This window comes from Ciceribacter sp. T2.26MG-112.2 (assembly GCF_900492205.1).
In the GTDB taxonomy this organism is placed as follows: Bacteria; Pseudomonadota; Alphaproteobacteria; order Rhizobiales; family Rhizobiaceae; genus Allorhizobium; species Allorhizobium naphthalenivorans_A.
On record NZ_UEYQ01000007.1, the window covers coordinates 14,936 to 27,888 of the forward strand.

The 12,953-nt window shown below is 58.8% G+C and carries 15 protein-coding genes; 10 read left to right on the forward strand and 5 right to left on the reverse strand.

All coding sequences use genetic code 11. From position 1 onward, the window contains the following. Positions 1-214: 214 nt before the first annotated feature. Together istA and istB are read left to right on the forward strand one after the other, a co-directional pair. Complete coding sequence (gene istA / locus DYZ14_RS12505; protein ID WP_154720983.1) at positions 215-1,741, forward strand: IS21 family transposase; 1,527 nt, start codon at positions 215-217, stop codon at positions 1,739-1,741. Next, positions 1,731-2,543, forward strand: a complete 813-nt coding sequence (gene istB / locus DYZ14_RS12510) for an IS21-like element helper ATPase IstB (protein WP_154720984.1) — start codon at positions 1,731-1,733, stop codon at positions 2,541-2,543. The genes istA and istB overlap by 11 nt, the downstream gene beginning before the upstream one ends. A gap of 80 nt (positions 2,544-2,623) precedes the next feature. Here istB and DYZ14_RS12515 read toward each other — a convergent pair whose 3' ends face one another. Beyond that, the gene (locus DYZ14_RS12515; protein WP_154720985.1) at positions 2,624-3,754 is read right to left on the reverse strand and encodes an RHE_PE00001 family protein; all 1,131 of its coding nucleotides are present in this window, start codon (positions 3,752-3,754) and stop codon (positions 2,624-2,626) included. Between the two features lie 188 nt (positions 3,755-3,942). Between DYZ14_RS12515 and DYZ14_RS12520 the strand changes: the two genes are divergently transcribed. From DYZ14_RS12520 to DYZ14_RS12535, 4 genes are read left to right on the forward strand one after another with little or no spacing between them, the layout of a single operon-like run. After that, entirely contained in the window at positions 3,943-4,233 is a 291-nt protein-coding gene (locus DYZ14_RS12520) for a type II toxin-antitoxin system Phd/YefM family antitoxin (protein ID WP_154720986.1), read from the forward strand. Further along, positions 4,230-4,607, forward strand: a complete 378-nt coding sequence (locus DYZ14_RS12525; protein ID WP_154720987.1) for a type II toxin-antitoxin system VapC family toxin — start codon at positions 4,230-4,232, stop codon at positions 4,605-4,607. The genes DYZ14_RS12520 and DYZ14_RS12525 overlap by 4 nt, the downstream gene beginning before the upstream one ends. A gap of 12 nt (positions 4,608-4,619) precedes the next feature. After that, positions 4,620-4,868: a type II toxin-antitoxin system Phd/YefM family antitoxin gene (locus tag DYZ14_RS12530; RefSeq protein WP_154720988.1), complete on the forward strand. Its 249-nt coding sequence runs from the start codon at positions 4,620-4,622 to the stop codon at positions 4,866-4,868. Beyond that, positions 4,865-6,010, forward strand: a complete 1,146-nt coding sequence (locus tag DYZ14_RS12535; RefSeq protein WP_154720989.1) for a site-specific integrase — start codon at positions 4,865-4,867, stop codon at positions 6,008-6,010. The genes DYZ14_RS12530 and DYZ14_RS12535 overlap by 4 nt, the downstream gene beginning before the upstream one ends. Positions 6,011-6,020: 10 nt before the next feature. On the opposite strand, the gene DYZ14_RS12540 is transcribed toward DYZ14_RS12535, so the two are convergent. From DYZ14_RS12540 to repA, 4 genes are all read right to left on the reverse strand, one after another. Then, positions 6,021-6,272 (reverse strand): hypothetical protein, encoded by a 252-nt coding sequence (locus DYZ14_RS12540; protein WP_154720990.1) that lies wholly within the window; start codon positions 6,270-6,272, stop codon positions 6,021-6,023. A gap of 463 nt (positions 6,273-6,735) precedes the next feature. Further along, positions 6,736-7,950: a plasmid replication protein RepC gene (repC, locus tag DYZ14_RS12545; RefSeq protein WP_154720991.1), complete on the reverse strand. Its 1,215-nt coding sequence runs from the start codon at positions 7,948-7,950 to the stop codon at positions 6,736-6,738. 154 nt (positions 7,951-8,104) lie between these two features. After that, positions 8,105-9,091 (reverse strand): plasmid partitioning protein RepB, encoded by a 987-nt coding sequence (gene repB, locus DYZ14_RS12550; RefSeq protein ID WP_154720992.1) that lies wholly within the window; start codon positions 9,089-9,091, stop codon positions 8,105-8,107. Positions 9,092-9,165: 74 nt separating this feature from the next. Continuing rightward, positions 9,166-10,353 (reverse strand): plasmid partitioning protein RepA, encoded by a 1,188-nt coding sequence (gene repA, locus DYZ14_RS12555; protein ID WP_154720993.1) that lies wholly within the window; start codon positions 10,351-10,353, stop codon positions 9,166-9,168. 367 nt (positions 10,354-10,720) lie between these two features. Here repA and DYZ14_RS12560 point away from each other — a divergent pair, with 367 nt between their 5' ends. Genes DYZ14_RS12560 through DYZ14_RS12575 form a run of 4 tightly spaced genes read left to right on the forward strand, consistent with a single transcriptional unit; the run spans position 10,721 to position 12,945 of the window. Further along, positions 10,721-11,323 carry an acyl-homoserine-lactone synthase gene (locus DYZ14_RS12560; RefSeq protein WP_154720994.1) on the forward strand — a complete coding sequence of 201 codons (603 nt, stop codon included), beginning with the start codon at positions 10,721-10,723 and terminating at the stop codon, positions 11,321-11,323. Positions 11,324-11,325: 2 nt separating this feature from the next. Beyond that, positions 11,326-12,297, forward strand: a complete 972-nt coding sequence (gene trbB / locus DYZ14_RS12565; protein ID WP_154720995.1) for a P-type conjugative transfer ATPase TrbB — start codon at positions 11,326-11,328, stop codon at positions 12,295-12,297. Further along, entirely contained in the window at positions 12,287-12,661 is a 375-nt protein-coding gene (locus tag DYZ14_RS12570; protein ID WP_154720996.1) for a TrbC/VirB2 family protein, read from the forward strand. The genes trbB and DYZ14_RS12570 overlap by 11 nt, the downstream gene beginning before the upstream one ends. Next, entirely contained in the window at positions 12,661-12,945 is a 285-nt protein-coding gene (locus DYZ14_RS12575) for a conjugal transfer protein TrbD (RefSeq protein WP_154720997.1), read from the forward strand. Before DYZ14_RS12570 ends, DYZ14_RS12575 begins: the two co-directional genes overlap by 1 nt. Positions 12,946-12,953: the final 8 nt, after the last annotated feature.

Consider the following 12,953-nt stretch of genomic DNA (forward strand, 5'->3'; position numbering starts at 1 on the left):
CAATAATCAAATGTCTGCGAGGATGCCTCAGCCTTAATCAACGAGAGGGCCACATTGTTTGAGGTATCCGAAAAGCGTCTTACGTAAGTACCGTAGCTTATATGTTGATTTGCGCTGAGAACTGACCCGGGATTGCGGGAAATTATCACTGAGATTTGACCCATGTTTCAATCACCCCTTGCGTGTTTTCAGCGGGGGCTCTGGAGTGATCGACATGGCGTTACTGAGCGTAATCCGACGCTGGCATTTTCGAGAGCACATATCGATCCGGGAGATTTGCCGCAGGACCGGCCTATCCCGGAATACCATCCGCAAATACCTGCGCCTGAACGGTGTGGAACCGAAGTTCAAAGTCCCCGAACGACCGAGCAAACTTGATCCGTTTGCGGATCGGCTGTCGGCCTGGCTGAAGACGGAGTCCAAGAAGGGACGCAAGCAAAAGCGCACCCTGAAGCAACTCCATGCCGACCTGGTGAGCCTCGGCTACAACGGTTCCTATTGCCGTGTTGCAGCCTTTTCCCGGGAATGGAAGGCGGACCGGCAGAGGGAGTTCCAGACGGCAGGGCACGGAACGTTCGTGCCTCTGGCATTCGAGCCGGGCGAGGCCTTCCAGTTCGACTGGTCGGAGGACTGGGCGATCATCGGCCATGAGCGGACGAAGCTGCAGGTGGCGCATACGAAGCTGAGCTATAGCCGCGCCTTCATCGTTCGGGCCTATCTCCTCCAGACGCACGAGATGCTATTCGATGCCCACAATCACGCATTCCGTGTCTTCGGTGGCATCCCTGGCCGCGGCATCTACGACAACATGCGCACAGCGATCGACAAGGTCGGTCGTGGCAAAGACCGTGACGTCAACGTCCGTTTCCTGGCGATGGCCAGCCATTATGTGTTCGAGCCCGAGTTCTGCAATCCGGCGTCCGGCTGGGAGAAGGGACAGGTCGAGAAGAACGTTCAGGATGCACGTCATCGGTTCTTCCAACCCATACCCCGCTTTCCGTCGCTGGAAGCACTGAACGATTGGCTTGAGCTTCGTTGCAAGGAGTTCTGGGCAAAGACCCCACACGGTCAGATGCGCGGCACCATCGCCGATATCTGGGCTGAGGAAGCTCGGGCATTGATGCCTGTCTCCCGTCCGTTCGACGGCTTCGTTGAGTATACGAAGCGGGTCACACCGACCTGTCTCGTGCATCTGGAACGCAATCGCTACAGCGTCCCGGCGTCCTTCGCCAATAGGCCAGTGAGCCTGCGGGTCTATCCGGATCGCGTCGTCGTCGCAGCGGAAGGCCAGATCGTCTGTGAGCATCGCCGCGTTATCGATCGCTCCCACGACCGGCCGGGACAGACGATCTACGACTGGCGGCATTATCTGGCGGTCGTGCAGCGCAAACCCGGTGCTCTGCGCAATGGCGCACCATTTGCCGAGCTACCCAACGCATTCCGGACCTTGCAGCAATACCTGCTCAAGAAGCCGGGTGGCGACCGCGAGATGGTCGATATCCTGGCGCTCGTTCTTCAACACGACGAACAGGCCGTGCTGTCGGCCGTGGACATGGCACTGAAGTCCGGCGTTCCGACCAAGACGCATGTGCTGAACCTGCTGCATCGCCTCGTGGACGGCAAATCCTTCACGCCGCCCACCATTGATGCACCACAAGCCCTGACGCTCACCAATGAGCCCAAGGCCAATGTCGAACGTTACGATGCCCTGAGAAAGACGGAGGCTCGCCATGCGTCATAATCCAGCAAGCGGCGCTATCGTCATCATGCTGCGGCAGTTGAAGATGCACGGCATGGCCCAGGCGGTCGGTGAGCTCACCGAACAAGGATCGCCGGCGTTCGAAGCGGCAATCCCTGTACTGTCGCAACTCCTCAAGGCCGAGACCGCCGAGAGGGAAGTCCGTTCGACTGCCTATCAGCTCAAGACCGCACGCTTTCCAGCCTACCGTGATCTGAACGGCTTCGACTTCGCCAGCAGTGAGGTCAACGAGGCGCTTGTGCGGCAGCTCCATCGCTGCGAGTTCCTCGACACCGCCAACAATATCGTCCTGGTCGGCGGTCCCGGCACGGGCAAGACGCACATTGCCACCGCGATCGGCGTCCAGGCCATCGAGCATCACCACAAGCGAGTTCGGTTCTTCTCAACCGTCGAACTGGTCAACGCGCTGGAGCAGGAGAAGGCCCAAGGTCGCCCGGGTCAGATCGCCAATCGCCTGGCGCATTCCGATCTCGTCATCCTGGACGAACTGGGCTATCTGCCGTTCAGTGCCTCAGGCGGTGCACTGCTCTTCCATCTGCTGAGCAAGCTCTACGAGCACACCAGCGTCATCATCACCACCAACTTGAGCTTCAGCGAATGGGCCAGCGTCTTCGGCGATGCCAAGATGACCACCGCGCTGCTCGACCGGCTTACCCACCACTGCCACATCCTGGAAACCGGAAACGACAGCTTCCGCTTCAAGAACAGCTCAGCGCATGAGCCCAAAACGACAAAGGAGAAACGCAGGAACTTGACCACCACGGCCGACACGAACGATATCTAAAGGCGGGTCAACTCTCGGCGCAAATCCCGGGTCAGTTCTCAGCGCAAATCAACACGCGCTATCCTTCAGAAGATGTATGTTTAGACAATCCCCCATGCCCGAAACCTCCCCCTCCCCGTCATCTCCCGCAGACCCAGCTCCAAAACAATCCGCCGCGCCGCCTGCGGCGTCACCTCGAGCGTCTTGGCCACCATGCCGGCCGACACGAGCGGTTTCGCCATCACCAGATCGACCAGTTCCGGCAGTTTTGACGACGTCCGCCGTCCGTCCAGTTTTCGGTCCATCATCGTTTTCGCCAGCGTCAGCCGGTCATGCTCTTTCAGACCGAGCTCGGCGGCCGCGATCAGGCCGTGAGCAATGGCGAGCCACCGGGTCTCCCGATCACGGTGCCGGCGCCGATCGACGGGAATGGTTTTGAGGCCGAGATTAATGGCGGCGAGATGGGCGCCTGACGTGATGCCGGCCTGGCGCAGGATGGAGGCGGCAAATAGCCGGCCGAGCCAGGGCGCATGCTGCAGCACGGCCAGCTCGTTCCAGGCATCGAGGGCGACGATCGCCTGCAGCGCCGCCGGCAAGTTTTCGGCCTGCCGCAACACAGCGCGCCATTCCTCGATCCGCGCGTCCTCATCCCAGTCGAGATCGTAGATCATCGGATCTTTCTCTTGGCCGTCGCCACGGCCGAGCCGCGTTGCGTTCTCGATCGCAGCTTCGGAACGGGCCAGGACAACATCAATGGCGGCATACTCGACGCTGGGTAAATTCTCCGCGTCATCACCATCGTCCCCCTCCCCTTCCGGATCGATGGCGACCGCTGGCCGAACGACGCCGGCCGGCTCCTGCACATCCGCGCCCACCGGATTGATGTCCGACGTCTGTCGCAAAGTTCGGATACCCTCTGCCGATAACGCCCAGCCGGGGAGATTGGCGGCGATGCGCCGGCGAGTGCGCAGGACGTCGCGCGCAATTGTCAATTCGTGGGTGGGTGTGCGAATATCCCGCGTGGCGTCATGGAGGACGAGGTCTTCGAGATGGACGAGTTCGCCGTCGATCCACAGCGAGGCGGAAGCGTCAGTGAACTGGGACCGTTCTATCCATCCCTGGCCGACCGGTGAGCGGGCGACGCGCTCGTCGAGACGCGTGAATGCGATACCGGCGCGAAAAGCCGGCTCCATCAAGGCTGTCATGCTGATTTTCGCGAGATCGTAAGGCATTGATTTTATAGTAAACGATTTGCTAAAGGAACTCTATCTAAATACTACGGTTCGCCACATGGTATGATTGGGGGTTGAGTTTCTAACCATCGATAAGTACCCCTTATCGGCTGTGAGATGTACAGATGCCTTGTACGCATGCGCTTGCGGTGATATCGTGCAGATCAAGACCGAAATAGGAGCGCATGATGCCACAGACCAGCTACAAGATCAGCGAGGCCCGCAAGAACTTTGCCGAGGTGCTCGAACGCGCCAACCACGGCGAAGAAATTTTGATCATGCGCGGCCATGAAGTCTATGCGCGGATCGGCCCGGCCGACGGCGGGAAGCGACCGTTTGGCCTGTTGCGCCAGCGTGGCCTGCCCGACGACCTGTTCGACGATGTTGATGCCGAGCAGGCGGCGATCGACGCCGGCGACTTCAACGACGATACCGGCGTCTGGCGAGGCGGACCAGCCGACCGCGAGGCCAAGCCGTGAAGGTTCTGCTCGACAGCCACGCCGTCTACTGGTGGACGATCGGCAGCGACCGGCTGTCCGACAAGGCCCGGGCGCTGATCGAGGACAAGGCCAACACCGTCCTCGTCAGCGCCGTCTCCTTCTACGAGCTCGACAACAAAATGAGGCTGAAGAGGCTCGATCTGAAACCGCAGGAATTGCGCGCCGCGGTGATCGCCAGCGGCCTGCAGACGCTGGCGATCACCGATCTGCATGCCGAGCTGGCGGCCGCCCTCGACTGGGATCACCGCGATCCCTGGGACCGCATTCTCGCTGCCCAGACGCGCCTGGAGCATTGCGCCTTCGTCTCCACCGACGTCGCGTTCGACACGGTGCTGCATGAACGGGTCTGGTGAGGGGCAATAGCGATGAAGATTTTTGCGGACATTCCCGAAGCAGCTGAACGTTTTGAGGAACTTGTTGATCTCGCCCGGCGCAACGACGAGGTCGTCATCTGCCGTGCCGGGCGGCCCATCGCCGTCCTCACGGCGATCTCGAGGCCGGGTCAGGGCACGATGGACGCTCTTCTGGCGCTGGTAGCCGAGGGTCGCCCGACGATCGGAGATCAGAATTCGAACCACGATGATCTCTATGACGACCACGGACTGCCGAAATGAGCAGTGCGTCACCACCTTCGATCGAACGGCGCGCTGCGGAACTCGACACCATCGCTTCGGTCCTACCCATGGATCGGCGTGACGAACTGGCCGAACTGTTGACGGACCAGGACATCGAAACGCTCCGCCATCTGGTCAACGAAGGCATGGGCGCCAACACGCTGCGGGCGCTGACCTCCGATCTCGCCTATCTGCAGGCCTGGTCACTGGCATCCACGGGAATGAGCCTGCCCTGGCCGGCTCCCGAAGCCCTGGCGCTGAAATTCGTCGCCCATCACCTCTGGGACGTCCAGAAGCGGCTGACCGATCCCCATCATGGAATGCCGGCTAAGGTCGAGGACAACCTCCGCTCACAGGGGTTCCTGCGATCATCCGGCCCGCATGCCCCCGACACCGTGCGCCGTCGGCTTGCCACCTGGTCGACGCTGACGAAATGGCGCGGATTTGAAGGTCCTTTCGGCTCCCCTGCGCTGAAATCCGCAATCCGGCTGGCCGTGCGTGCAACGCCCCGGCCGAGGAAGCGCAAGAGCGCGAAGGCCGTCACCGGCGATATCCTCTCCAGGCTTCTTGCCACCTGCAATAGCGACAGCCTGCGCGACATCCGCGACCGCGCAATCCTGATGGTCGCCTTTGCCTCCGGCGGACGCCGGCGCAGCGAGATGGCGGGCTTGAGAAAGGAGCAGTTGACGCACGAGGAGCCGATCCCTGTCGGCGGCGAAACTCCCCTCCCCTCGCTGTCCATTCACCTCGGCCGCACCAAGACCAGCGGCGCCGAAAACGACGAGGTCGTCTACATCACCGGACGGCCTGTCGAGGCACTGGACGCCTGGCTGACTGCCGCGAGGATTGAAAGTGGCAGCGTGTTTCGCGCAATCGATCGGTGGGGCAATGTCTCGCGTCGTTGTCTGGACCCGAAGGCGATCAATGACATCGTCAAACAGCGCGCAAAGCTGGCCGGCCTCGAGCCTCAGGAGTTTTCGGCCCACGGCCTTCGCTCCGGCTATCTGACCGAAGCCGCCAACCGCGGCATCCCGTTGCCTGAGGCGATGGAGCAGTCACGGCATCGCTCCGTCCAGCAGGCATCGAGCTACTACAACAGTGCACAGAGACGAAGTGGTCGTGCGTCGCGTCTCTTGGATTGACTGTAGAAGGTCAGGTCTGCTTGTTCAAAAGGGGCATGTGACCAGCCATAGCCTTCAGCTCCTCCTCGGTTCGAAAGCCCGATTTGAAAAGAGCTACAAGCTCCCTAGCGATTCCGAGCTCCTCCTCCGCGGTCACGGTACCAGCGGTCTCGCGGAGGTCTACCAAGACCTTGCGCAGCAGTATCAGCGCCTGTGGTCCAATTTCCTGCTCATCATCGAAATAGTTCGCACCCATCGTTATCGTTCCAAGCTCGTAGACCATCTGTGAGACATATGCCGGCCGCCCAAACCGAATTGAGGGCGCGACAGACTGGGCAAACCAAATCACCGCCTTCGACACCCACACTAAGTGCAGCACACCCGGCTGTTACAACTCAATTTTCACAAACTGGAAGAGACATTCCAATAGATGCGATATACACGCTTATGGCTACAGCGATAGTCCCAGACCTCGCGGGGAAAAGGAAGCACAGGCCGCGAGCCGGTTTTTCTTTGCCCCCGTCAGTTCGATCAGCAAATCGGCGATCTGCTCGTTCTCCCCGTTACAGCTTGCCACTGTCACTATAGCAGGTCTCGCTGACCTCAAATGCGCTACCATGTAAACCGACGACATTAGATCAACGTTTTGTAATTATTGGCGAAAACGTGGATTTGTACGGCTGACAACCGAAGGCCTCATTGCTCACTTCCCTGCAAATGATGGGGAACGAACCTGAACTGTGATCTCAAGCCGATTTCTGTCCCCCTGTCTCATGCGTCCTGAGCAGCGCCATCAGCATCGGCCCGAGAGAAAACTCGCCTCTTTCAGACCGTCTTGTCAAATCTCTCAGATATCCGCCTGGTGAGTTGATATGCCCTGCCCGCTCAAGAACACAGGCCATAGCCACCGCTGCATTCTCTGGCCCCATGGCTTCACAGGCGTCCTGATAGGCAGACGGGCTAACCCCAAGCATGCTGCGAACCACGACTGCGGCAGTCATCAGTTCCCGCCAGTGCGAGATTGAACCACCAGGAGCGTAATCTACGATCTGCGGGCACGCCCTAAGCACCATACCCAGCGGGAAAGCCTTTATCGGCTGGGCAGCTGGTCTTGGTCTTGCCGCCGGCCTCTCGCCCTGCTCACTTCCAGAGCTAGGTTCAAGTTCATTAAAGGATTCGGTATTTGAATTCTGTATGTGATGACGGATTTCGTCACCATTGGCGTCGGTTTTTTGTGGAATTAGCTGAATTTCCAGCATGTTGACGGCTTCCTCGCTCAACAAGGTCAGCTCATCAAGGCAGGCTTCGAGGGCGGGGCTTGTCTTCGCCGTCTTGATCCGAGCAATGGTCGTCACGAGGGCGTCTTCGACCGCTTGCCAGTTCCCCGCGGCGCCCTCCTCCATCGCGGCCGTGATAAGCTTGCGAATGTCGCGGCGCTTGATCGTGATGCGTTCTTTGATGACACGCAGCCGCCGGCTCTCCTCGGCAACCTGATGAGCCATTATCGCGAGCTCTTCTGCGCGGGCAAGAAGCGGCGCGAGACTGAAACCGTAGGCGGTTTCTATTCCTCCATCGTTTCCTTTGCGAGCGTAACGCTTGCCGTTCGGGCTGTCGTTGCGCTGGATAAGCCCCGCCTGCACGAGGAGAGCGAGATTCTCACGAAGCGTCGTTCCCGCGATCCCGTTGGCGCGGATCGCAAGCTGAGCATTCGATGGAAAGACGACAAGATTGCTGTCTTCGCGGAGTTCCTGCTCGGGGTAAAAGCTCAGCAAGGCATTCAAGACGGCAAGGGCACGGTCACGCAGACCGAGCATCGTTCTCGCCTCGCAGGCACTGCGATAGACTCTCCACTTGTCGACGCTTTTTCCCGCTTGGATATCTGCCGTCGAAAGCTGACGCTTCACCAAGGCAAGCGTCATCGGTCGCCGCCCGAATGGCGTCGTTACATTTCCTGTTTGCATGTTCCTCTCACCTTTCTAAAGGCAAAGGAAATCAACTCACCAAACTGGCGCCAAAGACTCTTGACTGTGATTCATGGAAATGCGATTCTCAGGTTGCTTAGACATGAGGAAGGCTTCCACGACGGCGACGTTGGGGGGCCTTTTTCTTTTGCCGCTATTTTCCTTCTGTTGTAGTTGAACTCAGAAACTCCTGATGCAGACGATCGAGGTTTTCGGCAATAAACCGCCCAAACCTGCCGGCGTCGTTTGCTTTCAGCGCAATCGAGTAGCTTTTCCCGCTTCCCTTGAACTCTGCCCGGACACTCGAATCATGTGCGCGCCATTCACTTGCATTGCTCTGCCGCTTTGACGGCCTGGCTGCCTTCTTGATGCTTTTTGCAAGAAGTTCGAAACGCGCGTCTGAGCCGAGCGACGAGAACGATGGATCATCGACAAGGATCCGCACCAGTTCAAGCGTTGCAGGCCTTTCGATCTGCTGGGCAAATTCAGTCCAACGATCCCGACCAACGGACTTCGCCGCGCCAATTGCATTCGCGATTTCGGCCGGTACGCGACCCGATACGGACAACATCCGGGTCAACATCGGCGCGTCCACAGAGAGCGCGGTCTGGATCGTCGACCTGTCATATGACAGGTCAACCAATCGCTGGGCGAACATTGCGCGCTCGATGAAGGACAGATTTTCGCGGGCAGAATTTTCCTGACCCTGGGCAATGACATGGTCCGCGTCTGAGATTGCCTTTACGACAGCCCGGACCGGGCGTCGGAGATCCTTGGCAGCGCGCGCGCGACGATGCCCGAAGACGATCTGATAGCGGCCTTCGGCTGTTGGGTGGGGGCGGACCTGTATCGGCGTGTCCTGACCGCGCTCCCGGATTGCTTCGAGTAGCTCGGCGTAGGCGATATCGTCGACACCCATCCTGTCAGTAACGAAAGAGGATTCAAGAAGCTCGGGATCAAGCTCGATGATCGTTTCGCCGGGAACATTTTGTTCGGCCTGTGCGACCTTGTCTCGAAGCTCGCTCAGCGAACTGATCATGGATCTGGAGGCACCGTGGGTGGCATACCCGGGTGTCGCCTTGCGTTCTTTACCTTCGTTCGCTGAGGACGTGATGTTCGCAAATACGTTCTTACGCGCCATGATAGCAATCTCCGTATCTGATTATGCCGCTGTTTTCTTTACGGAAAAAAACGATCTGTACGGCTGACAATCGACTAAGCACTGCGCCGCCCCCAAGCCTTCTGGAGTTGCTCGATGACTTCATTGTTGACGGCATCCATTGACTCACGGGCCCGATCATATGTCGAGGCCGTGAACTGAGCGCGCTCGACCTCGTACAAGCTCTGCTTGGTCAGGCCCGCATCTGAAACGGCGGTCGATTTGACCATATGGTTTTTCATCATATGTTGAGCGAACATCGACTGCATAAAACCGACCATCTGCTGTTGCGGGATGTCGGTTGGCTCGTAACGTGTCACCAGATAACGGAACCAGTCGAGAGACACGTCAACGCCCACACTTTCGACGCTCTTTAAGATCTCTCCGAGCATCAGCAGGAACTGAGACATTGACATGATGTCGAGCATCTGCGGATGGACGGTGATGAGGACCGATGTCGCGGCAGTCAGCGCCGTTAGCGTGAGATAGCCAAGCTGGGGAGGGCAGTCGACGACAACGACATCGTAGCGATCATCGACCTCTGCCAGTGCGTCCCCGATGCGGGTGTAGAACATCTTCCCGGCAGTCGAGTCTTTCCGCTGCATGGCGATCGGAGTTTCGTACTCGTACTCCTGCAGTTCGAGATTGGCAGGCACCACATCGAGGTTTGGAAAATTGGTAGCCTGGATCACGTCTTTGATCGACATGCGTTGGTCGTCGTAGCGCAACGCTTCATAAAACGACTTCTTCTCGTCCAACTCGGGCTGGATGCCGTAAAGCGCGGTCAATGATGCCTGAGGGTCAAGGTCGACAGCGAGGACTCGGTAGCCCTTCAACGCGAGAAATTGCGCGAGGTGAGCTGAGGTCGTGGTCTTACCCGAACCGCCTTTGAAATTGACGACTGCAATAACCTGCAGCTTCTCATGAGCCTGCCGATGCGGCACCCGATCAAGCAACTGGCGAAGCTCGTTGATCTGATCTGCGGTATAGTAGCGTCGGCCGGTCGAGGTCGTGCTAGGCTCGACCCCCTTTCCCTGAAGATGAAGCTTCTTGAGATAGCTCTGCGAGACGCCGACAAAGTCCGCGACTTCCGCCAGTGAGAACTGGCGAAGCGTCTTCTGTGCATTCGGTGGGAATTTCTCCTGCCGCAGCATGTCGAGCTTCGAGGATATATCCCCGCCCTGTGCGAGGATTGTATCCGCGAAACTCGTCACTTTCTCTGAAGCGGCCATTTTCACGTTCATTGATTTGTTCGCCTTCAGTCACGATAATTCTAGGATTTTCGTCCAATTATCGTGACATTCACCCGATTCCCACACCATGGCAAGAAAAATAGGGTTAGCAAACCCGTAACGTGCACAAGCGAATGCGAAGAGGTCCGCTTGGAAGTACCGTTTTCTTGAGCAATTTCCGTATGTTGCTGCTGAAGCATAAAAGGCAATTGATGCGGCCTACTAACACTTTTGCTAGTGAACTCGAGGGCCTAGACCCTATTTTTTGGTGTGAAACGCCCGTCCGCGATGGAATCAGTCGCTAACACTTTTGGTAGTAGATCGAAGTTCATTGCCCCGGCAAACCTCCCTACGTCATCAACGCAGGGAGATCTGCTCAATGCGCGTCGTCGCCATCAAGAACCTGAAAGGCGAAGCTGAGAACCGTCTCATTCGCGCCATGCACCGTCTCCGCGCCCGCATTTTCCGTGGTCGACCGGCTTGGAAAGCCCGTGGCACATCCGGTCTTGAAAGAGGCAACTTCAACAAGCTGGGTTCCGCATACGTCCTTCGCCTCGACCGTTGCGACGCTTTGGTCGGATGCGCGCGCCTGCTGGAGAAGGTAGTTCCCGAACTCCTGGAAATGGCGCATCTCTCAACTTACCATCGAATGATCGAAAGCTCTCGATTTTGCCGGGGCACGAACACCGCGGTGGAACGGGAGCAGGCGGGCCTTCGCTCGGCGACGCTCGTGATGTTTGCCGGCATCGTCGAGCGGAACATCCTCAGCGGTTACAGGGAATTCGCGACCGCGACGGACGTCAGGCTCGAGCGCATCCTCCGTCGTGCGGACTGGCCTCTGAGCCGTCTCGGCGCGCCTGCACAGATCAACGAATCGAGAAGCGTCGCTGGCCTGCTCCTCGCAGACCGGCAGGGCCTCGATCGCATTCGACGCGGCGCCTATTCGTCAGACTTTTCAATCTATCAAGCGGAAGCGGCCTGATCATGCTCAGCACCCAAAACCGCTCACTCCCCCGTCTCGTCAGCAAGCTGCAGAACGCATTGGGAGATCATCTGTGTGTAGCACTCGAAGACCCGAGCGTCGTTGAGATCATGCTCAACCCTGATGGTCGGCTTTTCATCGAAAGGCTCGGTCACGGCATGGCCGCGGCCGGGGAGATGACACAGTCTGCGGCGGAAACTGTCATCGGAAGCGTCGCCCATGTTCTGAACTCGGAGGTGGACGACGATCGCCCTATCGTTTCGGGCGAGTTGCCGATCGGCGGACACCGTTTCGAAGGACTGCTCCCACCGGTCGTCTCGGGTCCATCGTTCACCATCCGCCGTCGTGCGTCGCGGCTCATACCTCTTGATGACTATGTGTCGAGCAAGGTCATGACCGCAAGGCATGCGGAAATCATTCGCAACGCTATAGCCTCGAAGCTCAATATCCTCGTTGCCGGTGGCACTGGTTCGGGCAAGACCACGCTCACCAACGCGATCCTCGCGGAGATCATATCAAACTCCCCCGACGATCGGCTGGTCATTCTGGAAGACACTGCCGAAATCCAATGCGCTGCCGACAACGCGGTTAGCCTGCATACCAGTGACGCCGTGGACATGTCGCGTCTCCTGAAAAGTACCATGCGCCTTAGACCGGATCGGATCATCGTTGGCGAGGTCCGTGACGGCGCAGCCCTGACCATGCTGAAGGCGTGGAACACGGGCCACCCTGGAGGTGTCACAACGATCCACTCCAATAGCGCGCGTTCCGCCCTGCAGCGTCTTGAGCAGCTGACCGCCGAGGCAAGCCATCAGCCGATGCAGGCGGTCATCGGAGATGCAATCGATCTGATCATCTCGATTGAACGAACGGCCAAAGGACGGCGGATCAGCGAGATCCTCCATGTGACCCGCTTTGCAGGCGGCCAGTACCAAACGGAACCTTATGCAGAGGAGAACCGGGATGCAGTTTGAGAGGTCATTCCCGACAATTGCCGTTATCGCAGTCGCAGTTATCGCCGCTGCAACGCCAGCTTTCGCCAGTTCCGGCGGGAGTCTTCCGTGGGAAGGGCCGCTCGAGCAGATCCAGGAATCTATTACCGGCCCTGTCGCGGGCTATATTGCTCTGGCCGCTGTCGCGATCGCCGGCGGCATGCTGATCTTCGGCGGCGAGCTCAACGATTTCGCCCGCAGGCTGATGTACGTCGTCCTGGTGGCCGGTATTCTGCTCGGCGCCACGACGATCGTCGGTTTGTTCGGCGCGACTGGCGCATCGATAGGCTTGCCAAGGGATCAGGTCAGCCAACAGGTTTCGGACGGGGAAGGGGAGGGGGCCTGATGAGCCTCCACCGCAATCGCATCCACCGCGCCTTGTCACGACCAAACCTCCTGATGGGCGCTGACCGCGAGCTGGTGCTGATCACCGGGCTTGCCGCCGTAATCCTGATCTTCGTCGTCTTGACGGTTTACTCGGCGCTCTTTGGTGTGGCGATCTGGATCGTCATCGTCGGCTTGCTTCGCATGATGGCCAAGTCCGATCCCCAGATGCGGCAGGTCTATGCCCGTCATATTTCCTACAAGCCCCACTACCGGCCGACGGCCGCGCCGTGGCGAAAATACTGAAGTGTCCC

What these genes read in the sequence shown, in the direction of transcription:
- DYZ14_RS12515 (WP_154720985.1), bottom strand. Translation starts at nt 3,754, where the DNA reads ATGCCTTACGATCTCGCGAAAATCAGCATGACAGCCTTGATGGAGCCG.
- repC (WP_154720991.1), bottom strand. Translation starts at nt 7,950, where the DNA reads ATGCAAACAGGAAATGTAACGACGCCATTCGGGCGGCGACCGATGACG.
- DYZ14_RS12575 (WP_154720997.1), top strand. Translation starts at nt 12,661, where the DNA reads ATGAGCCTCCACCGCAATCGCATCCACCGCGCCTTGTCACGACCAAAC.
- DYZ14_RS12540 (WP_154720990.1), bottom strand. Translation starts at nt 6,272, where the DNA reads ATGGTCTACGAGCTTGGAACGATAACGATGGGTGCGAACTATTTCGAT.
- DYZ14_RS12530 (WP_154720988.1), top strand. Translation starts at nt 4,620, where the DNA reads ATGAAGATTTTTGCGGACATTCCCGAAGCAGCTGAACGTTTTGAGGAA.
- DYZ14_RS12560 (WP_154720994.1), top strand. Translation starts at nt 10,721, where the DNA reads ATGCGCGTCGTCGCCATCAAGAACCTGAAAGGCGAAGCTGAGAACCGT.
- repB (WP_154720992.1), bottom strand. Translation starts at nt 9,091, where the DNA reads ATGGCGCGTAAGAACGTATTTGCGAACATCACGTCCTCAGCGAACGAA.
- DYZ14_RS12570 (WP_154720996.1), top strand. Translation starts at nt 12,287, where the DNA reads ATGCAGTTTGAGAGGTCATTCCCGACAATTGCCGTTATCGCAGTCGCA.
- DYZ14_RS12535 (WP_154720989.1), top strand. Translation starts at nt 4,865, where the DNA reads ATGAGCAGTGCGTCACCACCTTCGATCGAACGGCGCGCTGCGGAACTC.
- istB (WP_154720984.1), top strand. Translation starts at nt 1,731, where the DNA reads ATGCGTCATAATCCAGCAAGCGGCGCTATCGTCATCATGCTGCGGCAG.
- repA (WP_154720993.1), bottom strand. Translation starts at nt 10,353, where the DNA reads ATGAACGTGAAAATGGCCGCTTCAGAGAAAGTGACGAGTTTCGCGGAT.
- trbB (WP_154720995.1), top strand. Translation starts at nt 11,326, where the DNA reads ATGCTCAGCACCCAAAACCGCTCACTCCCCCGTCTCGTCAGCAAGCTG.
- istA (WP_154720983.1), top strand. Translation starts at nt 215, where the DNA reads ATGGCGTTACTGAGCGTAATCCGACGCTGGCATTTTCGAGAGCACATA.
- DYZ14_RS12520 (WP_154720986.1), top strand. Translation starts at nt 3,943, where the DNA reads ATGCCACAGACCAGCTACAAGATCAGCGAGGCCCGCAAGAACTTTGCC.